The sequence below is a fragment of the Peribacillus sp. FW305-BF15 genome (assembly GCF_058783805.1).
On the sequence record NZ_JBYSYV010000036.1, the window covers coordinates 1 to 22,304 of the forward strand.

Annotated in this window: 16 protein-coding genes; 2 read left to right on the forward strand and 14 right to left on the reverse strand. The window is 38.7% G+C overall.

All coding sequences use genetic code 11. The annotated features are described in order from the left end of the window. Window positions 1-866: 866 nt before the first annotated feature. From gnd to AC3WLU_RS24850, 4 genes are all read right to left on the reverse strand, one after another. A complete protein-coding gene (gnd, locus tag AC3WLU_RS24835) occupies window positions 867-2,270 on the reverse strand; it encodes a decarboxylating NADP(+)-dependent phosphogluconate dehydrogenase (RefSeq protein ID WP_239860029.1) in 1,404 nt (467 codons plus the stop codon). Window positions 2,271-2,347: 77 nt separating this feature from the next. After that, window positions 2,348-3,694 (reverse strand): GntP family permease, encoded by a 1,347-nt coding sequence (locus tag AC3WLU_RS24840; RefSeq protein WP_057276083.1) that lies wholly within the window; start codon window positions 3,692-3,694, stop codon window positions 2,348-2,350. An 18-nt stretch (window positions 3,695-3,712) separates the two neighbouring features. After that, entirely contained in the window at window positions 3,713-5,257 is a 1,545-nt protein-coding gene (gene gntK, locus AC3WLU_RS24845; RefSeq protein ID WP_492598098.1) for a gluconokinase, read from the reverse strand. Continuing rightward, window positions 5,250-5,981: a GntR family transcriptional regulator gene (locus AC3WLU_RS24850; RefSeq protein WP_048687535.1), complete on the reverse strand. Its 732-nt coding sequence runs from the start codon at window positions 5,979-5,981 to the stop codon at window positions 5,250-5,252. The genes gntK and AC3WLU_RS24850 overlap by 8 nt, the downstream gene beginning before the upstream one ends. 1,331 nt (window positions 5,982-7,312) lie before the next feature. On the opposite strand from AC3WLU_RS24850, the gene AC3WLU_RS24855 reads away from it, so the two are divergent. Continuing rightward, window positions 7,313-8,239, forward strand: coding sequence for a cation diffusion facilitator family transporter (locus AC3WLU_RS24855; RefSeq protein WP_063574428.1), 927 nt, complete (start codon window positions 7,313-7,315; stop codon window positions 8,237-8,239). Window positions 8,240-8,842: 603 nt separating this feature from the next. Here the strand turns inward: AC3WLU_RS24855 and AC3WLU_RS24860 are convergent. The 7 genes from AC3WLU_RS24860 to AC3WLU_RS24890 all read right to left on the reverse strand — a co-directional run bounded on the left by AC3WLU_RS24860 (window position 8,843) and on the right by AC3WLU_RS24890 (window position 17,493). Further along, window positions 8,843-10,075 carry an MFS transporter gene (locus AC3WLU_RS24860; protein WP_492598099.1) on the reverse strand — a complete coding sequence of 411 codons (1,233 nt, stop codon included), beginning with the start codon at window positions 10,073-10,075 and terminating at the stop codon, window positions 8,843-8,845. A gap of 419 nt (window positions 10,076-10,494) precedes the next feature. Next, window positions 10,495-11,490 (reverse strand): carbohydrate kinase family protein, encoded by a 996-nt coding sequence (locus AC3WLU_RS24865; RefSeq protein ID WP_427526922.1) that lies wholly within the window; start codon window positions 11,488-11,490, stop codon window positions 10,495-10,497. 53 nt (window positions 11,491-11,543) lie between these two features. Next, window positions 11,544-13,007, reverse strand: coding sequence for a glycoside hydrolase family 32 protein (locus AC3WLU_RS24870; protein ID WP_492598108.1), 1,464 nt, complete (start codon window positions 13,005-13,007; stop codon window positions 11,544-11,546). Window positions 13,008-13,028: 21 nt separating this feature from the next. Beyond that, complete coding sequence (locus AC3WLU_RS24875; RefSeq protein WP_492598100.1) at window positions 13,029-14,270, reverse strand: MFS transporter; 1,242 nt, start codon at window positions 14,268-14,270, stop codon at window positions 13,029-13,031. 120 nt (window positions 14,271-14,390) lie between these two features. Beyond that, window positions 14,391-15,239, reverse strand: a complete 849-nt coding sequence (locus AC3WLU_RS24880; RefSeq protein WP_034306216.1) for a carbohydrate ABC transporter permease — start codon at window positions 15,237-15,239, stop codon at window positions 14,391-14,393. Beyond that, the gene (locus tag AC3WLU_RS24885) at window positions 15,239-16,183 is read right to left on the reverse strand and encodes a carbohydrate ABC transporter permease (RefSeq protein WP_034306219.1); all 945 of its coding nucleotides are present in this window, start codon (window positions 16,181-16,183) and stop codon (window positions 15,239-15,241) included. Before AC3WLU_RS24885 ends, AC3WLU_RS24880 begins: the two co-directional genes overlap by 1 nt. Before the next feature lie 11 nt (window positions 16,184-16,194). Then, window positions 16,195-17,493: an ABC transporter substrate-binding protein gene (locus tag AC3WLU_RS24890; protein ID WP_403189065.1), complete on the reverse strand. Its 1,299-nt coding sequence runs from the start codon at window positions 17,491-17,493 to the stop codon at window positions 16,195-16,197. Window positions 17,494-17,907: 414 nt separating this feature from the next. Here AC3WLU_RS24890 and AC3WLU_RS24895 point away from each other — a divergent pair, with 414 nt between their 5' ends. Then, window positions 17,908-18,882: a LacI family DNA-binding transcriptional regulator gene (locus AC3WLU_RS24895; protein WP_413005020.1), complete on the forward strand. Its 975-nt coding sequence runs from the start codon at window positions 17,908-17,910 to the stop codon at window positions 18,880-18,882. A gap of 338 nt (window positions 18,883-19,220) precedes the next feature. Here the strand turns inward: AC3WLU_RS24895 and AC3WLU_RS24900 are convergent, their stop codons facing one another. Genes AC3WLU_RS24900 through AC3WLU_RS24910 form a run of 3 tightly spaced genes read right to left on the reverse strand, consistent with a single transcriptional unit; the run spans window position 19,221 to window position 22,268 of the window. Beyond that, the gene (locus AC3WLU_RS24900) at window positions 19,221-20,774 is read right to left on the reverse strand and encodes a YndJ family protein (RefSeq protein ID WP_492598101.1); all 1,554 of its coding nucleotides are present in this window, start codon (window positions 20,772-20,774) and stop codon (window positions 19,221-19,223) included. Further along, window positions 20,743-21,354, reverse strand: a complete 612-nt coding sequence (locus AC3WLU_RS24905) for a DUF4166 domain-containing protein (RefSeq protein WP_492598102.1) — start codon at window positions 21,352-21,354, stop codon at window positions 20,743-20,745. The genes AC3WLU_RS24900 and AC3WLU_RS24905 overlap by 32 nt, the downstream gene beginning before the upstream one ends. Continuing rightward, window positions 21,354-22,268 carry a DoxX-like family protein gene (locus AC3WLU_RS24910; protein WP_063574437.1) on the reverse strand — a complete coding sequence of 305 codons (915 nt, stop codon included), beginning with the start codon at window positions 22,266-22,268 and terminating at the stop codon, window positions 21,354-21,356. Before AC3WLU_RS24910 ends, AC3WLU_RS24905 begins: the two co-directional genes overlap by 1 nt. Window positions 22,269-22,304 lie beyond the last annotated feature (36 nt).

Here is a 22,304-nt window from a genome sequence, read left to right on the forward strand (position 1 = left end):
CACACCCGCTCCAATCAACTATGTTTAAAAATTTGGATAGAACTCCTTTTGCCTACAGTCTTTTTTGTTTTAAAATAGATCTATTAAAACTTGAGGTGATGAGGATGCTTTCGAAACATCATTCTATTCAACGAGATCAACTTGAAATGATTACATATTTCTCCCCATTCAACTTTAAATACAAATCCAAACAAAAAAAGCCCTTCTCGTTTGAGATGGCCTTTCGTTATGCTGTTCCAGCACACTCGCTTAACTATTAAATCGCACATCTTGATGCTAGTGGATTCTTGATGGTTCGCATGCATGTTTGTATGGGAGCTTAAACAAATTATCCATAACAGCATTAACACAATCTTCACAATAATAATTGACGAACTCTCTACCTTGTTCAAAAATTGGTGTCATCGTATCTATGTCAGCCCATTTAAAACAGTAAATACACATTTGCCTCATGATATATCACTCCTTTTCCACGCGGAAATAATTTGGTAATATCCAAAAGAAGAATATGTGCCACTTGCCGACATTATTCAAGAAACGTTTGCGAACCCCGACTGTAAAATTAAGGTATAGAGGGAATTAAATGCTATAAACCGATATCATTTATATACCACTTAACCTGAGTATTAAACCTCCCCCAAAAATATTATTTGTTGCCCATCAACCTTTTCCTATTTTTGAAGTTCACCCCTGGTTCGAAATAACGGAATCAATCTTTTTTCCCTCACTAAAATTCCTTTATCCACTAGCTGCACCTTTTGTTACATACAAAAAAAGAGCTGCCAAAGCAACTCTTTTTTGAAGTAAAATACCTGTTTCAACTTCATGAACGGTATTACAATGACTATTTCTTTTGTCACTTTCCATCACTGCCAGTTCGTGTGGAAAACCCCTGCTAAATCACGTCGTTCATAGGTATGCGCACCAAAATAATCACGTTGTGCTTGCAAAAGGTTAGCATTTGAGATGCCTGTTCGATAACTATCGTAATAAGTAAGTGAAGAGCCTAAACATGGAAACGAGATGCCGGAATTTATTCCCTCACAGACTACCTTTCGCAATCCCACCTGATACTTTGCAACCTTTTCAGCGAAATATGGTGAAATCAATAAATTGGCCAGATTTGGCTGCTCTTGATAGGCTTCGCTAATGACGTTTAAAAATTCTGCCCGAATGATGCAGCCGCCGCGGAAAATAAGCGCAATATCCTTCAAAGGCAAATCCCAGCCGTTAAGTTCAGAACTCATTTTATATTGAGTGAAACCTTGCGCGTATGCACAAACCTTTCCCATATATAATGCTTGCCTAATATAGTCAATCCACTCATTTTTATCTAATTTTTGCTGAACGTTCTCAGGCCCTGTTAGAATGTTTTCCGCATGAACCCGTTCTTCTTTTAGAGCGGAAATGTAGCGCGCAAACAAAGACTCTGTAATGATCGATGCTGGTATTCCGTTATCAATCGCTTGCATGCTGGTCCATTTTCCTGTGCCTTTTTGTCCTGCTTTATCGAGAATCACATCAATCAATGGTAAGCCTGTTACTTCATCTTTTTTCCTTAAGATTTCGGCCGTGATTTCGATTAAATAACTTTTCAGTTCGCCTTGATTCCATGTTTCAAAGATGTCAGCAATTTCATTAACCTCTAAATGCAATTTTTCTCTTAAAAATGTATATGCTTCGGCGATTAATTGCATATCTGCATACTCAATCCCGTTATGTACCATTTTCACAAAATGACCTGCCCCTTTTGGACCGATATAGGTACAGCAAGGAGCATCATTTACTTTAGCTGCGATTTTTGTCAGGATTGGAGCTACTTTTTCATAGGCGTCCTTATCTCCTCCTGGCATGATTGAAGGTCCTTTTAACGCACCGACTTCCCCGCCGGAAATACCAATTCCTACATAACTGAATCCTTTAGATTTCAATTCATCATATCTGCGTTCAGTATCTTCGTAATGGGAGTTACCGCCGTCCATGATAATATCGCCCGATTCAAGATGAGGAAGTAATGAAGTGATCACCGAGTCGATCGCTTTACCCGCAGTCACCATCAGAAAAATCTTTCTTGGCGTTTCCAGTGACTGAACGAAATCTTGGATTTCGTAATACGGATGGATTGACTGACCGTCCAATTCAGCAACAAGCTGATCCGTTAAATCTCTTGTGTAATTATAGACAGCTACTTTTTCTCCTTTATTAGCCATATTTAACGCGATATTACTGCCCATTACCCCTAAACCAATGACACCAATTGTATTGAACATTATTTCTGCTCCTTCTTATGTAAGAATAATAGGCAGTAAATCCCTGCCATAAGTCGGGGATTTACTGCCGGGAAAGCCTATACAAATAAGCTTAGTAATAGAATGAATCCTAATCCAGCCACTGATATGATCGTCTCAAGCAAAGTCCATGTTGCGAATGTTTCTTTCATGCTTAAGCCAAAATACTCTTTAAACATCCAGAAACCAGCATCGTTAACGTGTGAAGCGATTAAACTTCCCGCTCCTGTAGCAAGTACGACCAGAGCAAGGTTAACGTCCGTCTGACCTAACATCGGAATAACCAAACCAGCTGTCGTCAAGGCAGCAACTGTAGCAGATCCCAATGAAATACGCAGGATTGCCGCGATGATCCAGGCAAGCAGGATTGGTGATAATGATGTTCCTTTGAATAATTCAGCTACATAGTCACCTACACCGCCATCGATCAATACTTGTTTGAAGGCTCCGCCGCCCCCAATGATCAAGAGCATCATTCCGATATTCAGGATCGCTGATGTACAAGATTCCATAATATCCTTCATTGGAATCTTTCTTGCCACTCCCATTGAATAGACCGCAAATAATAAGGAAAGCAACATGGAAGTACCGGCTTCACCAATAAAACGGATAGCGGCCAGTAAACCATTATCTTCAAATCCCATCGTTTTTTGCATCAAAGTGATGATTGTAGCAATTGACATTAATATAACCGGAAGTAATGCAGTAAATACACTGATTCCAAATCCAGGTGTTTCTTCAAGTTTAAAAGATTTTTGTTCCCCTAATGAGGCAATGCTGCCTGTTTTCGTAAATGATTCAGGTACTAATCTTTTCGCTATCTTCGTAAATATCGGTCCAGCTAAAATAACGGTTGGAACCGCAATGATGAAGCCGTAAAGTAAAACCTGACCAATGTCTGCGCCATATTCACCAGCGATGACGGTTGGTCCTGGGTGCGGCGGTAAGAAACCGTGTGTTACGGATAATGCCGCCACCATTGGAATGCCAAGATACAATATCGAAACTTTTAATTCTCTTGAAATCGCAAATACGATTGGAATCAATAATACTAATCCCACTTCAAAAAATAATGCGATACCGATAATGAATGATGCTGCCACGACTGCCCATTGAATATTCTTTTCACCGAATTTCTTAACAAGGGTCATGGCAATGCGCTGCGCTCCGCCCGAATCTGCGATCAACTTACCTAACATCGCCCCAAGTCCAAAGATTAACGCTAAGTGGCCGAGTGTTCCGCCTAATCCAGCTTCAATGGTTTTAACAATTCCGTCAAGCGGCATCCCAAGTGCTAAAGCCACTCCAAACGATACAATGATCAAGGAAATAAAGGTGTTTAATTTTAAGCCCATTATTAAAATTAATAAAGCGACAATTCCTAAAGCGACAATGACTAATGGCATTGTAATCCCCCCATGTCTTTACTTTGCAGCATTTATTAAGTTTCTTTGATAATTCGCAATCTGTGTATATTCGTTTTCCAATACCCTTGATAGGTTAATGAAAATCGGCAGCAGCTGCCTGTATTCATTTACAGAATCAGCTTTCGGTGTGTGCTTGTGGGTATTGCCTATCATTTCAGAAACCACTTCGAAGGAATCAATTTCCCCAGTTGCATATAACCCTAATATACAAGCACCCAGGCACGAACTTTCGTAGCTTTCTGGAACCACGACTTCCGATTCGAAGATATCGGACATCATTTGCCGCCAAACAGCCGACCTTGCGAATCCTCCCGTAGCTTGAATTCGGGTCACGGGACCGTCCATGCATTCGGTTAAGGCCAAAAATACGGTGTATAAATTGTAAATGACTCCCTCTAGAGCCGCTCGAATCATATGTTCTTTCTTATGCGACAGCGTTAATCCGAAAAATGATCCCCTTACGTCCGGATTCCATAATGGTGCACGTTCACCTGCAAGATATGGATGGAATAACAATCCATCAGCGCCCGGTCTTACCCGTTCGGCAATCTTGGTCAAGACTTCATAAGCATCGATTCCGAGTCTTTTAGCTGTTTCCACCTCGGAAGAAGCAAATTCATCGCGAATCCAGCGAAGGACCATCCCCCCATTGTTTACCGGCCCGCCAATCACCCAATGCTTTTCCGTTAAGGCATAGCAAAAGATTCTTCCTTTTTCGTCTGTTTTCGGTTCGTCAATAATTGTCCGAATCGCACCGCTTGTCCCGATCGTGACAGCGATTTCACCTTTCCGGATAGCGTTTACACCTAGATTTGAAAGGACACCATCACTTGCCCCAATGACAAATGGCGTTTTTGGGTCAATCCCGATCTGTTTGGCTAAATCCGCGTCACAGTTGTTAAAGGTCTTTGTTGTTGGTACGAGTTCAGATAATTGATCACGCGTTACTCCAGCAATTCTTAGGGCTTCCTCATCCCAATCCAAGTTTTTGAGATTCAACATGCCCATGGATGAAGCAAGGGAATAATCGACAACGTATTGATCAAAGAACTTTTTAAAGATATATTCTTTAATCCCGATATACTTTTTAACATTGGTTGCGATCTCCGGGTGATCATTCACGATCCAGGTAATCTTGGATAATGGTGACATCGGGTGAATCGGTGTTCCGGTTCGCTTGTAAACTTCATGCCCATCTATTTCATCCTTTATTTTATGGGCCCAAGCTTCACTTCGATTATCTGCCCAGGTGATGCAAGCGGTTAGCGGCTGGTCGTTTTCATCCATAGCTATAACACTATGCATCGCACTGCTAAATGAAATAAATGATGGTTTTTTATCTGGATGCTGCTTCGTTATATTTGAAAAGGCTTTCAGAACAGCCTGGAAAATCTCCTCAGGGTCTTGTTCCGCCGTTGTCATATCCGGTGTGTAAAGAGGATAGCCAATATTCTCTTGCTGGATGACATCGCCTTTTTTCGTGAATAATACAGCTTTTGTACTTGTTGTACCGATGTCTACTCCTAACATATAGCTAGTCATTTTCTTGTTCGACTCCTTTTGAAAGCATCTGTTGAGCCATCCATAAGTCTTCAACTTTTCCTTGAACATCATCAAAGTTTTCATGTAACGACTTAATCATGATGTCTCGATCTTTTGTTTTGATCGCATCAATATAAAGCTGATGATTATTTATGATCCGTGTAAAGTCTTCATACTTTTCTTTAAAACGGCTGCGCATGGATAGAAGAATCAAACTTTCCATTACAGGTTTTAAATTATCCCAGATCATCAGGATGTAGGAATGATCGATGGAGCGAATGATCGTTTCGTGGAATAGAACATCCTGATAGGAAAACTCATCCGCATCCAGGTATTTTATGGACACTTTCATCATTTCCAATATTTTACTAAGTTCCATTACTAATTCATTCGTGTTCATCCTCACTAGACGTTCAAATACAAACGTTTCAATGAGAATACGTACATCATAAATTTCTGCATACTTTTTTTCTGTTAAACCAATGACAACCGCACCCATTCTTTCTAATCGGATGATATTTTCAGAGGCCAGTATTTTTAACGCTTCACGAACGGGTGAGCGGCTTACACCGAAATCAGCAGCTAATTTATTTTCAGAAAGGATGGCACCGCTTTCAATCATCCCCGAAATAATACGCATTCTAAGCTCGGATGTAACGCGATCGCCAGCTGAAGCTTTTGAAAGCCATTTTACAGGATAAAGAAATTCCTTTGATTCAGCCATAAATTCACCTTCTTATAGAGTTCAAGTACACTTGTATACAAGTATTTTATAATAATAATAATAAATAATGCAAGCTTTTTGAATTCAACCGGATTTTCGCCAATATAATCAAAGTCGAAGGTTTTAGAAGTATTTGACTTTAGCGAACGTTGAAAGAACGCAACTAAACAAGACAGAGATTAACCCCCTATTACAAAAAAAACACCACTTTTCCTTAACCAGGTGGTGTACATTCTATTTTATCCTCTCAAAAACTTACACAAAGTATTTCTATTTTTATTTAAGGGTGACCTCAGGTAAATATCCTACATGATGTACCGCCAGCATTATACAGAACAACGCCATTAATTATCTATATGGTCATTCTACTTTCTGATGGCCCCATGCCTGTCACCTCTTATTCCGATTAAAAGGTACGTTGTAAATAGGAGAATAGAAAAATTAACATAACCTTCCAACCGATAACGATAGCAAATAAAAAGAAAAATCTCTCTTGTACCACAGCATTAATCCAATTTAGCATTCATAACAATGCAGAATACACCGATCGCTTCAGCATTATCGTCAATATTGCCCAGGTAAATGTAACCTGATACTCAGAATATACTCTTTGCATCCACTCCCACATAATTATTCACAATGATTCAATCTCTTGTTCGAACCTGCCCCGTTATTGCCATATGAAAAAAAAGGCTGCATATGCAACCTCTGTTATTAATGTAGAGCACCGCTAATTTGAACAGTTAAATATGAAGCTTTTTACTAAAGAATTAAGGACACACGCGCCTACTTAGTTTTAGTTAAATGTATTTTAATTTCATGCCAACTTCAAGATTGCAATCTTGACGATCCTTAAATGGAGTTTGAGTTAAATCAAACTCCATTCATGATACCTTAACTCCTTTTATTAATTCGTCTTTTAGTTTCATAGGCTCAGCTAATTCAATGCTCCAAGGAACTTTTTGCATACCATGTACCTTTTAGTCAACCAACTCTTCCACTCTATGTCCACTTATGTAATAATTTGTGTATGACAAATTGGCAATCACTGTTAAATCAATGGTTGCACATCGTTTATCATATTTAAAGTAGTTTTAAGTTATCTCTGTTCGAGGGAAATTAGACTAATCGATTTTTATAAACCAAAAACCAGTCAAGAACACGAAAGTTTTAGGGTGTATAAACTCTGCACCTTAAGACAAAAATGATACTTGAAAGGTTGGGAGATTATATTAAAGAGCAGATAATGGTGATGTTTTCACTTTAAGTAGGCGTCCAGTAGAGGAAACGCTACTACGGCTATTCTGGCTGCAATCCTAGGGGGAAAAAAATTGAATACCGAACAAAGAATACTTCGAGTCTCCATTGGCGTTACCATCTTCGTTGCTTGCTTTGGGATCATTTTCGGCCTGCTATCAGGTTCGTTCTCTATCACCTTTGATGGGTTCTATTCTCTGACCGATGCAATCATGAGCGTCTTGGCGCTCATTGTCTCAAAGTTGATTACCTCGTCCACTGCACCGAATAGGCAGAATGGTAAATTGAGTGAACGCTTCACAATGGGATTTTGGCACTTGGAGCCAATCGTCCTTGGTCTCAACGGTGTCATGCTCATGGGGGCGGCCGTTTATGCATTGATTAATGCAATTGGTAGTCTTATGACGGGCGGCCGCAATCTCGAGTTCGGGTTCGCCATCGTCTATGCCGTTGTGACGATGATCGCATGCTGTTCCATGGCGATTTTCGAAACACGCTTAAACAAGACACTTAGCTCGGATTTTGTTGCCCTTGACGCTAAGGCCTGGATGATGACCGGTGGCATAACCGCTGCGCTCTTGATCGCGTTTTGCATCGGATACGCTTTTGAAGGAACGAATTTGGAATGGCTTACACCCTATATTGATCCGGCAGTACTTGTACTGATCTGTTTGGTAATTATTCCGCTGCCGATTTCAACGGTAAAGCGGGCCTTGGCGGATGTCCTGCTGATCACCCCTCAATCACTCAAGCAGCATGTGGACGAGGTCGCACAGGACTTTGTGAAGCGCTACGGCTTCGTTTCTTACCGAGCTTACGTCGCAAAGGTTGGCCGGGGAAAACAAATTGAACTATACTTTATTGTGCCTGGCGGGTGGCCGGCTAAATGCCTTGAAGAGTGGGACGCAATCCGTGATGAAATCGGTAATGCCATCGGCGAGGAAAGTACTGATCGATGGTTAACAATTGTGTTCACGACCGATGTTGAATGGGCGGACTAAAAATAGGGTAGTGAGCCGGCGAGCCTGGCGATATGCTCGTACGGCGGCAGAATGTAAAGAGCCACCGACCTCATGTGGGTTAGGGGTAACCACCAGCAAAATCGCGTCTTTTTTTCAACTGCCCCGATAGTTGCATAAAAAATGCTGCCTTAAAGACTGCTTCAATCATCAGCCAACGCAATACAGAATCGCACCAAATACTTGAATAAACTTTTTACTTATCTTAGCTGTAACATGTTTAGTTTCTAATTCATACTCCATCTTTCTATTATTATAGGAATGTCAAAAAAACAAAAATAAAGGTAGAGCTAAAGATAATCCAACGGTAATATGAGATAAAAGACAAATCCATATTTATAAATCCCAAGAAAACAGCACATGAGATTAAAAATCAACTGCAAAAAAGGCCGATATCGTGTTAGTGAATAATAATTCCATTAATAAACCTAAATCAAGTCCATTATCCTCTTTAAAAACCTAGCTATCTTCACCTGAGTAGAATAGCTGGGTTTCTTTATTATATACGTCCAAGCACTAAGCTATTTCGTGCAGCTTCTACTACTTCGGTGGTAATCGATGTAAGGTGATTGATTTCGAGGATGCTTAAAATGCTTTTGAGCTTTTATCTTTCCTCGTTAATAAATCATTCTTTGCCAGTAAGGTATTTAATTTTTCTGAACTTAGGAGCATTGCTGCAACAAAAACAGCAATACACAATGGAAAGATTCCTATTGTTGAATGAGATGCAATGAAGCCTTGAAGAGGTGGTATGAAAGTACTACCTGTATAAGCAACAGCCATTTGATAACCCATAATTGTCTGGGAATGCTTCTTCCCAAAACGTGTTGGAGTTTCATGCAACATACACGGAAATATCGGTGCTAATCCCAGTCCAACCATAATAAAACCTACAAGCGAAAAAGTGGAAGGCAATGGTAGGAATAGAAGCGTGGCACCAGCTAATGCTATTATTTGTCCCATCCGAATGAGTGTACGGTTACTCATTTTAAAGGTAATGAAGCCTGTAATAAATCTACCCATTGTTATCCCTGCGTAATATAAGGAAACCCATTGTGCAGCAACCGATACGGGTAACTCCTTGACATTTACCAGAAAGCTACTTCCCCAAAGACCCACTGTTGATTCAACCCCACAATAAAACAAGAAGGAGATCAGAGCCAGTTTAACTCCTTTAATTTGTAAAGGTTTTACATGTTTAGCATCTTCATTATAAAATACACCTTTTGAATCTTCCTGCTCTTCATTTATTGTTATATTGCTTTTCTTTTTCACTCTATTCCATAAGGGCAAAGTGAAGAGAAGGATTACAGTTAACGTGAACTGAATTCCAGAGATTGCAAGATATCCATTTCTCCAAGAATTTTGTTCTGAGATAAACTGAGCCATAATGATAGGACCAAAAGTAGCTCCGACTCCCCAAAAACAATGTAACCAACTCATATGGTGTGCCTTATACTGTGTAGCAACATAATCGTTTAATCCTGCATCAACAGATCCTGCACCTAATCCAAGTGGTATGGCACATACAATTAACCACACAAGCGATGGAGCAAAATGAAATCCCAACAAAGCACCAGCAGTCAGTAAGCAACTGACTAATGTGACATTGCCAGTTCCAAACCGTTTAAGTACCATTCCGCTAGCTAAACTGGAAATAATTGTACCACCAGCTATCGTCATAAAAAGTAATCCAGCAGTCTCAAGCGGGGCTCCATAGTCCGATTGCATCACAGGCCACGCTACCCCCAACAATGAATCAGGTAAACCTAAGCTAATAAAAGCCAAATAAATGATGACTAAAAGGAATGTTGTCATATTCAAACCTCGCCTTTAATTATTTGGTACTCAATTGCACTTTCCAATTTATTTTACTTGCTTGTTCCATTCATCATGAGATCAGGTCCAAGACTTGGTAATCCATATAAACAATCCACTCATTGAAGATGTTCTGACGGGAGATATTTTGAGCTACCTATAGCAATTTTGTCTAATATTCCTTTATCAACTTCATCGTTACAAAAAATGATGGAATGCGGGTTAATGATCGCTACAAACGAGGCCACACCTGCTAATGCATCAATCTCATAATGCTCACAGATAGCTACTTTTTTAGGTCCACTCGATTTTCCAAAACTTCCATAAAGTTCCAATAATCATACTGGGACGAACCAAACCTTGTCCTTATAAATAATGAACACAGTAAGGGATTTTAAAACTTTTTACAAAATTTCTTTCTACCCCCTCTTTGTTGTTTCCCGTTGAGTAGAAATAAAATTTAATACATGGCGTTTTCCGGGTGCTTCCTGAATAGCCCCTTTTACGGAAGCAGTCAGGGCTCCACTTGCATTTGCAAAAGTAAGTAATCGTTGATGATTTTCACTCACTCTTTCACATAGATTTTCATTAGTTACTTCAAGTGACACTAGTTCGGATAAGAAACCTCCGATAAATGCATCACCTGCCCCTGTTGTATCCGAAACAATTACTTTAAATCCTTTGTCTTCATATACCTCTCCATTTTTCAAATAAATATTTGCGCCATCGCTTCCTTTTGTATATACGACTACTTTCACGTTACCGACAAAAAGGGATTCAATCGCTTCTTTTTCCGTATGAAAATTTGTTATAAAATATAATTCTTCATCAGATACTTTTACAATATCCGCTAGAGGCAAGAAGTTTAGTATGGTACTCCGACAGCTTTCTTCATCTGGCCATAAAGGAAGCCTGACATTAGGGTCAAAACTTACAATTCCACCTATTTTATTAAATCTGTCTATCACTTTTATATGGGTTTGTTTCATTGGACTTTCAACTAAATCCACTGAGCAAAAGTGAAGAAGATCTCCTTGATTAAACCACTCTGACTTCACCTCATCTGGTGAAAGTAATAAATCAGCTGCATTCTTTCGGTAAAAATTAAAACTTCTTTCTCCGAAATTATCTACAGATACAAATGCTAATCCAGTTTCACCTTCATCACTTCGTATAATATAGGAAGTGTCTACATCATTTCCTCGAAGCACGCCCTCTAAATAATCACCAAAATTATCATTAGCTATCTTGGTCAGCATGACGGAATTCCCACCGTATTTTGCAATTGCAATCGCAACGTTCATAGGAGCTCCACCGGCAACACGTTCAAAACCAGTAACCTCTTTTAAAGATTTTTCTTTTTGAATCGGAATAAAATCGATTAATGTCTCACCAATACAAAAAACCTTTTTCAATGTTTTCACCCCTAAACAAGGAACAAGTGTGTAGACACTTGTTCCTTGTTATTTTATTTCCAGATATCTTGCAGGTTCCAATAGGTTAATTCCTTGACTTGTACATCACCCTTCTCAGCAAATAACTCAATTCCTAGTCTATCTTCATTCGGATAGATTCGACTTGTCATGGTCGTTTGTCCATCGTTCGCAAAGATTTCAATGGAAGATCGATCAATAAATACACGCAGGGAAAGCTCTTTATTTGTCTCAAGCATTGTGCTTCTAACACCATCTTCCACTTTTCCTGACTTGGAGCAATCAAGTGTTAGTTGTTGTTTATCTAAGTGATACGTTAATACTGTTTCTTCTTGGTTAACTCCACGAATCTTTAGACCTACAGATTGAGCGCTACAATTAATTAAATCAAACACTGCTTTCACTTCAAGTAAATCCTCTTTCGTTTCTATCAAATAGCCTTTTGAAATGGATTGATTTGTACACTCAATGTGTTCAGAATCCCGTAATAAGATTAATTCCTCAACAGGATTCATTAAAATCTTATTATGATCCCCTAACGTTATTTCGCGTGGTAATGTTAAGGCTCCACACCATCCATCTGCTTTAGTTGGCATGTTTGACTCCCACATATCCATCCAACCAATCGCAATTCGACGCCCCTTATCATCTAACAGTGTTTGAACTGCATAAAAATCATGTCCATTATCCAGTTCAGTAAATGATCCATGAACAAACTCGTTTGTTTCGTAATTATAATCTCCAACCAAATAACCTGTTTGGAATAGATTATTATATAAATCTCCATTTGATTTAATACCTTGAGGAGAGATCATTAAAATATATTTTCCATCTAATTCAAAGAAGTCCGGGCATTCCCACATATATCCAAGGGATCCATCACTTTGTGCAAGAACGCCAATGTATTCCCAATTCAGTAGATCTGAAGAACGGTATAAAATAACTCTTCCGACATTATCCTTCGTCGAATTTCCTAAAACCATGTACCAGGTATCATTGTGCCTCCACACCTTTGGATCACGGAAGTGATGTGCACTATCTACTGGTGGTTTAGCAATAACCGGATTTTCCCCAACCTTCTCAAATGATATTCCGTCCGTACTGACCGCAATATTTTGATTTTGATAGAAGTGGTCTTTTTCCTTGTCTGTATAGTGATGTCCTGTATAGATCAGGGTTAGTTCACCATCATTATCAACGGCACTTCCTGAGAAACATCCATCTGTATCACAAGCATCCCCGGGAGCTAAAGCAACAGGAAAATGCTCCCAATGAACGAGATCTTTACTTTTTACATGGCCCCAATGCATAGGTCCCCAATTTGCATCATATGGATGGCATTGATAAAATGCATGATATTCCCCTTTATACTGCACGAAACCGTTCGGGTCATTCATCCAGTTAGCTGGAGCCATGATATGGTAACCTAATCGATAACGATCATTTATTTTTTTCTTGGCATTCTTCAGTGCCTCTTCAGCCTGTTTAATTCTATTTATTGTTAACATCGTAACATCCTCCTATATTATCTTTCGTAACCTTTCCAGATTGCCATTTAAGCCTTTTCTTTTTTTAGAACCTTTTAAAGTAAAGATTGAAATAATGGTAAAACAAAACACCATGATTCCCATGATGAGATAGGTATTACGAAATCCTACACTGTCATATAATCCACCTGCAAGTGGTGAAAGAATGGATGCACCAACCTGAGATGCAAATTGGAAACCAACTAGATAAAGCACAGAAGATAGACGGGTATCGAAATTCGCTGCTAAATATTTAAAAATAGCAATTAGCATAATAGGCAATTCAAGGGCATGAATTAATTTCATCGAAGAAATTCCGATTGGTCCAACAACAATACCAGAACCGATGATTCGGAAGGCCATTAAAAATCCTGCTAGAATTAAACTATTCTTTACACCAAACTTATTTACGATAAACGGAGCAAGAAACATCATTCCGGCCTCTAAAAATACTTGGAACGAGTTTAGATATCCGAATACTTGATTGCCTAACGATTCAGTCGGAAATAATGAGGCGTAATAAAGAGGGAATTGCTGATCATAAACACTGCAGACGCATGTCACCCCAATAATGTACATCATGAAAAACCAGAAATCTTTTAATAAAAAAAGTTGTCCAACGTCTCTTAATTTAATAGAATCGGCTCTATTCATCTCTTGATCCGTCATTTCTATTTTCACAGACATAATAATGGCCACTAATATGATCGCTGAAACAGATGCAACCCAGAAATTGATATTTGGATTAATATTAAACAGCTGTCCTGCAAAAAATGTAGCTGCCGCCCACCCTAGAGATCCCCACATTCTCGATTTTCCATATTCGAAATCATATTTACGGCTAATCTTCTCAATATATGATTCAATCGCTCCAATACCAGCTAGAAAAGCTACGGCTAAATAGATTCCTCCAACAATCGCGCCCCAAAAGACATTGTGTTTTAATAATGGTCCATAGATGAAAATATAAAATGGTCCTACAAATACGAGTAGCAAACTAATGAAAGATAATATTTTTTTCTTTAAACCTATTTTGTCAGATATATAACCATATAGTGGCTGCATACATAAGGCGAAGATAGCGTTTACAGAAAAGATAATACCTGTAGCTGCCCCACTTAAATTTATTTCTTGTCCTAACCAAATGGAAAATAAAGAGTAACTTGAAGACCAAGTAAAAAAGAAAAAGAAAAAATACGCACTTAACTTCCAATACAGAATTTTTGAAACTTCCAATTTAATTGCTCCTTTTACTAGACATGTGAAAAGAAATGAATCACTAGTTAACGATATGAAAAAGAAGAATCAGAAATGTGAATTTAAGTCCATACATGGTTGTTAATGATGATACACTCTCTATTTAATGCCTGTACCTGAACCACCAATCCCCTCTAAAATATAACGTTGAGCCACAATATAGATAATAATCAATGGAACGGTGGATATCGTCAGAACAGCCATGACTTGGTTAGTATAAACCGGATCTGTACTATTAATTGCTGTAATCGCTACTTGGATCGGAAATTTCGACTTGTCTGTCAAGACCATCAGAGGCCAGATGTAGTCATTCCAACTTCCGATAAAAGCCAATGTCCCAACAGTGGCAACGGCCGGTTTGGACATCGGCAGCATGATCCGCCAGAACACTTGCCATGTATTTGCCCCATCCAATTTAGCCGATTCAATAATCTCTTTTGGAATAGCCATAAAAAAGTTCCGGAACAAATAGATATTGAATGCCCCTGCCAACGCTGGCAAAATAACCGCAAGACGTGTATCCACTAATCCAATGCTATGAATAATGGTAAATTGAGAGATTAAGATGGTTTCAAATGGCACGATCAAAATAGCCAATAAAAGTCCAAACAGCACTTTTTTTCCACTAAAATTAAGTTTAGCAAATGCATAGCCCGCCATCCCATTGATAATTATGGAACCAACTGCTACACACAAACCATAAAACAAACTGTTGCCTATATAACCTAGTAAATGGAACCGTAACAGAACTTGCTTATAGGATACAAACCAGTCTGATGGATGAAATGATGGCAGAAAAGCCTTAATGTTACTCATATCGTTATAAATTTCCGCTTCTGGTTTCATCGAGGATGCGACCATCCAAAACAGCGGAAAAATAAATAGCACCGCGAGCAAAACCAGGCATATGTATTCTAAAATTGTTAGAGGCCCGAATTTCCGTCTCATCAATCTTCATCCTCCTTCACCAGTTTACGCTGCGTAATCGTAACCAATCCGATAATCGTCCCAAACAAGAGAGCAATTGAACTGGCATAACCAACCATACGGTCCGTAAAACCAGTTTGATAAATATAATAGACAACCGTCATGGTGGAATTCACTGGTCCGCCTTGCGTCATAACCATTGGTTGAACCAACAGCTTGAATGCGCCAATTAATGTGGTAATAAATATAAAAATTGAAGTTGGTTTCAACAAAGGTAACGTAATGTACATGAAACGTTGCCATTTATTTATTCCGTCTAACTGTGCCGCCTCATAAACATCACCGGGGATATTCTGCAGTCCTGCTAGAAAAATCAGCATCTGAAAGCCAGCTCCTTGCCAAGCTGAAACCACGACAATTGTAAATATCGCCTGCTTGGGACTTGTCAAAAACGGTTGCGCTGAAATGCCGAAGTATGTGAGTACGTTATTAATAATCCCTTCATTTGGATTCAACAAATACAACCATAGAACAGAGATAACGACAAGTGACATGACAACTGGACTAAAGTAAGCTACTTTAAAAAACGTGTTTGCTTTACGTTGTTTATTTAACAGGAGGGCAAGCCCAAGAGCTGCCCCTATCTGTAACGGAATCACCCAAACGACAAATTCCAGTGTGTTCACCAAGCTTTTCAGAAAAATTGGGTCTTGGAATAGATTGATGAAATTGTCCAATCCGACAAATTTACGCATATCTGGTGTCAATAAATAGTAATCCGTAAACGAATAATAGACTGACATAATAGACGGAATAACAAGGAACATCGATAAAAGTAACAACGCCGGTCCCAAAAACGTATATGCTACTACATTTTCTTTCCACCGAGTTTTATTCTTGGTTCTTTCCTCTGGTCTCAGAAATGTATAGACACTCCTATTTTCTTTCCATCCAATTTTACTCATGGCTCCTCCTTCTAATTGGCCTTATCGATAGCTGATTGCATTTCTTTCGCATGTGTATCCAATACTTTTTGGATATCTTTATTTTGATCATAGAAGCTGATGTCATCGATTGTTTGTTGGAAAGCACGCGTTACTTGCGGATAAGCCGGTGTAACGGGTCGTGCGTGTCCTGTTTCTTTCAATTGTTTCAAGAAGACATTCATTTGATCTGAGAACTCTTTTGCCATCACTTTTTCAGAAGAGTATCGGACTGGCAGTGCTGCAGTCGTACGGCTCAGTTCCACATTCGAATCTTTGTTTGTCATCCAATCGACTAATTTTGCAGCCCATTCTTTATTTTCGGACGTTTGTGTCATCGCAAATTGCCAACTACCTGAAGGAGAAACTAGTTTCTTTGTTTTTGGTGATACAGGATATGGGATAACGCCATAATCTACCTTTTGGTAGTTTGTTTTCATATCAGTTACAGTCCATACTCCACTAAACTTCATTGGATATTTTTCCGTTTCAAACGCTTGTTTGACTGGTGTTCGTGTCGTATAACCTTCTTTCAACATAGTTTGAATAAATGTCAACGCTTCAACAGTAGGTTTATTATTGAAGACACCTTCTGCCTTCTTTCCATCCTTCGAGATGATATCCCCATCAGCTGACCAGACAAACGGAGTTAGCGCATACGTCAACATTTCGTCTTTAGACTGTAATTGCATATCAATAGCTGGTTTGTCGTATTTATCTTTCAACGTTTTACAAAGAGCAAGGAATTGGTCCCATGTCCATGGATTATCAACTGTTGGCAGCGTATTCAAATCGACGCCCGCTTCTTGTAACATCCTTTTATTGTAGTAAATCCCAACAGATGATTCACTAACACCAATTGCATACAGCTTGTCTTTATAAGTTCCTTGTTGCTTAATACTTGGCAGCAAATCCTCTTGATCTTTTACATACTCATCCAATGGTGCAATGACACCAGATTTCGCGTAAGCAGCTGTATTGGGACCATCCAAAGTAATAACATCCGGCAATGTGCTGGTTGTAAGGGCCGCGTTTACTTTGTCTTCATAACCACCGCCATTTCCGCTACGTGGAATAAATTCAATTTTAGCTTTGATATTGTCAGGAGCATAATTCTTATTGAAGGCTTCTACCCGTTTTTTATACACTTTTCCTTCTTCATTTTCATCAGATATGTGCACCCACATCGTAATCGTCTTTTTACCATCACTATTTACGCTTTCGCTTTTGCTGCAGCCCACCGCAGCAAACATCAGTAATAAAGATATACTTACAAGTAGCCATTTCTTCATACCTTTCACTCCCTCCTCATATCTTTTAAAAAACTTATAAAAGCGCTTTCAACAGTAGTTTATGTCAACCGGTTGACAGTCATTTTTTTGAAAAGTCAGACATTAAATTCATGGAGGTCTCTAACTCTTGCACCTAGTAGTGCTTTTCTCTAAAATAGGTGCGTGATCAGACTAATCTGAAATTATTTTATTATAGGGTTTTCCTAGTAGGTGACAGTTTATGATATGCTATTAAACAGTTAATTATGGATTTTCATTTTTTATAACCTTCGCTCTTTATAAAATATTGATGCCAATGTTTAATAACTCTGTGAACCAACTCAAAAAGTCTCAGTTTCCAGTCAATGGACAAAAACATGAAAACTTCATTTTAAATAATAATGGATGTTTCTTAATGAGGTAGGAGGACATGAAATGAAGCCTAACATTCACGATGTGGCAAAAATAGCAGGTGTTTCATCAACAACAGTTTCCCGTGTATTAAATAACCGCGGTTACATAAGTGAAAAAACAAAAGAAAAAGTTTATAAAGCGATGGAAGAGATTAATTATTTTCCAAACGATTTAGCCCGTTCTTTATTTAATAAACGAACTAATTTAATAGGACTAATTATCCCAAACTCAAGTAACCCATTTTACGGTGAACTTACCTTTCATATTGAAAGTATCTGTGCTTCATTAGGCTACAAATTGTTACTTTGTAACAGCTTAAACCGCATAGATAAAGAAGAAAAATATTTAGAGATGCTCATACGTAATCAAGTAGATGGAGTAGTCGTTGTGACATATAACCGAGGTATACTAAATTATGAGAAGCAGAATCTTTCTGTCGTGGCAATTGACCACTACTTATCGAAAAACATCCCTGTTGTTGGCTCTGACAATTATAGCGGAGGGAAAGAGGCTACAGAATTATTAATATTGAAAGGCTGTCAGTATATCGTTCATATAAATGGACCAATTGAGCTGCAAACACCAGCAAACTTAAGAAGAAAAGCGTATGAGGATGTTATGAAGGAACAGGGTAGACTTCCAATTACATATGAAGTTTCACCTCTTCAAAGTCATAAAGAAGTAATCTCTAAGCTTTTTGATGAACATCCAGAAGTAGATGGGATCTTTGCAAGTGATGATTTAATCGCGGCATCTGTTATAGCTGAATCTAAAAAACGCGGAAAAGAGATACCAACGCAATTAAAAGTTGTCGGTTATGATGGAACAGAAGCAGTTCAAGTTTTACTGCCAGAATTGACAACCATACAACAACCAATTGATTTAATTGCCAAGTCAGCAATTGATATTTTATTAAAACAAATTGAAGGTGAATTTAACAATTTTCCGTTAGAGACATATCTGCCTGTTAAACTTTTAGAAGGTGGAACGACTTAATTTATTGTATTTATATGATGGGTTTTGAGGTGTCAAAACCGATTTTGTGCAAATGCAAAGACGAATAGAAAATTATTGTAGATTCGCTCTAAATAGATGGGTATATAAAATAAACTGTTTTAATTGGGGAGTCAGTTCACGTACTTTGTCTGAAAATGTGTACTTTTAAAAAATATATGTAAAACCCCTTAGGTCTCAAGGGGCGATCCCTATTAAAGAATCGCTCCCTATAATGGAATAAGTCGTATCAATGATTGTATAAATAATTAGAAAAACTATTATCCTCCAATTATTGAATTTCAGGTCTTTAAATCCCCCCAAATAAGCATTAAACACCATCATTTTTGATTTATGGTGTAATCAATATGTAAGAAAGGCATGCCAAAGATTCGCATTTTGTGATGGGCTGTGAGTATTCCCGCAATTGTTTCATTAATTAAAAAGTGCTCGGATAATGGAAGCTTGAAAAGCGCTTTGCCAGCTGCTAAATAAATACCAGAGTCACTTTCTCCCTCGCTCGAAAGAATAAGAGAGCCATCGATAGCGTCAAGCTGTAAAATACCAATCATTGACGAAAAAGGAAGAGGAAGTGCTATATTCATATACGTCCTGCCCTCCGTTTTATGCTGAGAATAAATGGCCACAAATACGGTATTCTCCTTCACCTGGCGAATCCATGCGCGTGGATTTTCCCTCCCATCTAGCGTTTGATCAACAGCACGTATTTTATATGTCATTTCAGTACGTTTACTTGAGATGGGCAGGTTCAACTGCTGTAGTTTTGTACTTATCAATTTATAGCACACCGCAAACGGTATAAACCAAGTTGCCCATTTTACAGAAGCAAATAACCGATACTGATCTGTGTTCTCATAAAAATGGACGATTGTTTTTGGTAAAGTTTTGATATCAACAAAATCACTTAGTTCATCCACTAGTCCTGGGTGTTGCTTGCCTGCTCCTTTTAACGCACCTCGAATTCGGCTCACTGGGAAATTCCAGACATCCTGCTTCGTTTTAGGAGGGACAAGCACCCAACCGAGTACGCCTAACATGCCAAAAATTAAACAGTTAAATAAGCCATGAAATTTCAGCATAAAATCAATACTAACAAACCAAAGTCCAAACGAATTATTTGTCGCATAAAGCAATGAAAATAAGATTGTGATGCCTAGTGCACTGAATGATAGCCGTATTAATATCGTCTGCAAGTGTGAAAGGAAGCGTGTTCGGTATGCAAGTACGATTAAGATGTAAATGGCAAATATGTAAAGCAACACAGAGATGAATTCCAGTAACGGCGAAAATGAAATGCCAATGGCGACGAGTATGGGACCCGATAAAATAATTGGCACAATTAATCGATACCATGTTGAATCGTGTAAGCGTCCAAAAAACCCAAGAGATATGGGCAATAAGAAGGCAGAGTAATGAAAATGAATAGCTGTTAACCAAGTGATTAGTGGACTAAAACCTGTATCAATTCCCGCAATATAAGCAAAGAACCATAGTCCGCCTACAAATAAATACATCATCCCGATATCAATCGATATTTCTGCCCAGTTTGTAAAACCACGCTGAAAAAACCGTTTTAGCCCATGACATGCCACAAAAAAGGTTAAAATCATATAAATGAAAGCGAGTACCATCTGTCCTGTACTTGATGGGATAACTTGCAATAAAAAGATGGAGAGCATAGCAATCCAATTGAAAAAAATATGTTTCCTCTTTGTTTCTAATAGTAGCTGGAGCATAAGTGGCACGAAAATCAACTGTGCAGCTGTCAGCATTAACAAATAGGGCTCAGATGTCAAAATGCTGCTTGCTATGAAAAAGAACACACCTGCAATGGTGATTGAACTAAACAGTCTGCTCCTTAAATTCGCCTTCATAAGCCATCAACCTTCCTACGATTCGGTTTCGTATATCGACTTGAATCGTAAATACTTCTCGGGCATCATCGTACCCTTCCTCAACGTTCACAACTCCTTCTAATAACCGAAGAATTGGAAACTCTAGGTTACCTATAACGATACGTTGAGGCCCAGAGCGAATGTTTATGCGCCCTTCAGGTGTCACCGTAAACTTTAAATCCGAATAAAATAAGCTCGGCTCCCCTAAATAATCCTTCACAACACCACGCTTTGTATCAACCGTCATAAACGCATTAAAATGCCGAGTAAGCTCTTCAAAATAAAAAGTACGCTCCCAATATATTTCTGCCTCACCAGTCGGCAATGATCTACAGGTATTTTTGATTGAAAACGGTACATCCTTCCCGTTTTCGGGAAAAAGAAATTTCCAGCGTGTTGCTAATTTAAAAAAGGGTTTTAGCCAGAAAGCCCCCGTTTCAATTTTTGACATCATTCCGACCCCATTAAACGGTTTATCAATTGGTAGGGCATAACGCTCTTGCAGCTTAGGATGAAGTCTTTGAAAATCCTCACCTAAGAGGTCTTGGTAGATTGTCATTATGATTCACCCTTTCTCGTACGCTTGCAACTTGTTGCCGATGGCAAATCAGTTGCGAGTAAGAAGCTAATAATGGAAAGAACCCACAGACTAGCATTAAATGTAATAGGGTTAAACGGGTGTAATGAGAATGAAGGACTAGCGATCAAGGCACTAATGGTCAATACTGGAAAAGCAATCATCTGCAGAACAAGTAAATGTCTTTTCTTACGATAAAGAAGCCATACCACTGCAAATAAAATCTCGAGAACGCCTATTATCCCTACACCCTTTACAGCAGCAGTCCCCTCCAAGGAAGTTAAACTAGATAGCATCGATACTTCCTCAGGATGTTTGGCAATCATCTTTGGTATTAGCCCATGATAAAGCCAAACAAAGAAAAAGAGCATTGTTACTATAGTGTTAATAATGAAACGTACATACTGTGATCGTGGCGATTCCCCCTTTTCGATCCAGCGTTTTAGCACATCAAAGCTTAGAGCTGTTGCCCACCCCATGATTGGCCGAAAAAAGATGTCTAAAAGCCGTCCAAATAAACCATAACGTACATTATAGTCATATTGGGTGAGAAATGTGGTTCCGTTATCTGTCGGAATATACTGCCAATATCCTTTACCTTCACAAATTGGCGAAATTTTTTGATCGGTACCAAAGTGAAGAGAAGATGTCTTTGAACCATCCTTCTTATTATGCGTACCGATACTTTTACCCCAGCCAGCGACTTTTACCCAACATCCCAATTTCGTTTCATATAAAAAGGATTGCGGATCATCTTCTGATTTTTTCGGTAAATAGGTAATAGAAGAAAAACGCAAATCCCATTGTTCATGTAGTTCAGGCTTTTGAGTCATACGCCATACTTCGTCTATAGTTGCCTGAATTGGAATTTCCACATAGATCGGTTTGTTTTTCATAAATGTCACCTCCATTAATAAAGTAACATAAGTTTC

Coding starts and splice junctions, on each gene's coding strand:
- gnd (WP_239860029.1), bottom strand. CDS start 2,270: ATGTTCAATACAATTGGTGTCATTGGTTTAGGGGTAATGGGCAGTAAT.
- AC3WLU_RS24840 (WP_057276083.1), bottom strand. CDS start 3,694: ATGCCATTAGTCATTGTCGCTTTAGGAATTGTCGCTTTATTAATTTTA.
- gntK (WP_492598098.1), bottom strand. CDS start 5,257: ATGACTAGCTATATGTTAGGAGTAGACATCGGTACAACAAGTACAAAA.
- AC3WLU_RS24850 (WP_048687535.1), bottom strand. CDS start 5,981: ATGGCTGAATCAAAGGAATTTCTTTATCCTGTAAAATGGCTTTCAAAA.
- AC3WLU_RS24860 (WP_492598099.1), bottom strand. CDS start 10,075: ATGACAACATTCCTTTTAGTCATCATTTATTTGGCTTTTATTAGCTTA.
- AC3WLU_RS24880 (WP_034306216.1), bottom strand. CDS start 15,239: ATGAGACGGAAATTCGGGCCTCTAACAATTTTAGAATACATATGCCTG.
- AC3WLU_RS24885 (WP_034306219.1), bottom strand. CDS start 16,183: ATGAGTAAAATTGGATGGAAAGAAAATAGGAGTGTCTATACATTTCTG.
- AC3WLU_RS24890 (WP_403189065.1), bottom strand. CDS start 17,493: ATGAAGAAATGGCTACTTGTAAGTATATCTTTATTACTGATGTTTGCT.
- AC3WLU_RS24895 (WP_413005020.1), top strand. CDS start 17,908: ATGAAGCCTAACATTCACGATGTGGCAAAAATAGCAGGTGTTTCATCA.
- AC3WLU_RS24900 (WP_492598101.1), bottom strand. CDS start 20,774: ATGAAGGCGAATTTAAGGAGCAGACTGTTTAGTTCAATCACCATTGCA.
- AC3WLU_RS24905 (WP_492598102.1), bottom strand. CDS start 21,354: ATGACAATCTACCAAGACCTCTTAGGTGAGGATTTTCAAAGACTTCAT.
- AC3WLU_RS24910 (WP_063574437.1), bottom strand. CDS start 22,268: ATGAAAAACAAACCGATCTATGTGGAAATTCCAATTCAGGCAACTATA.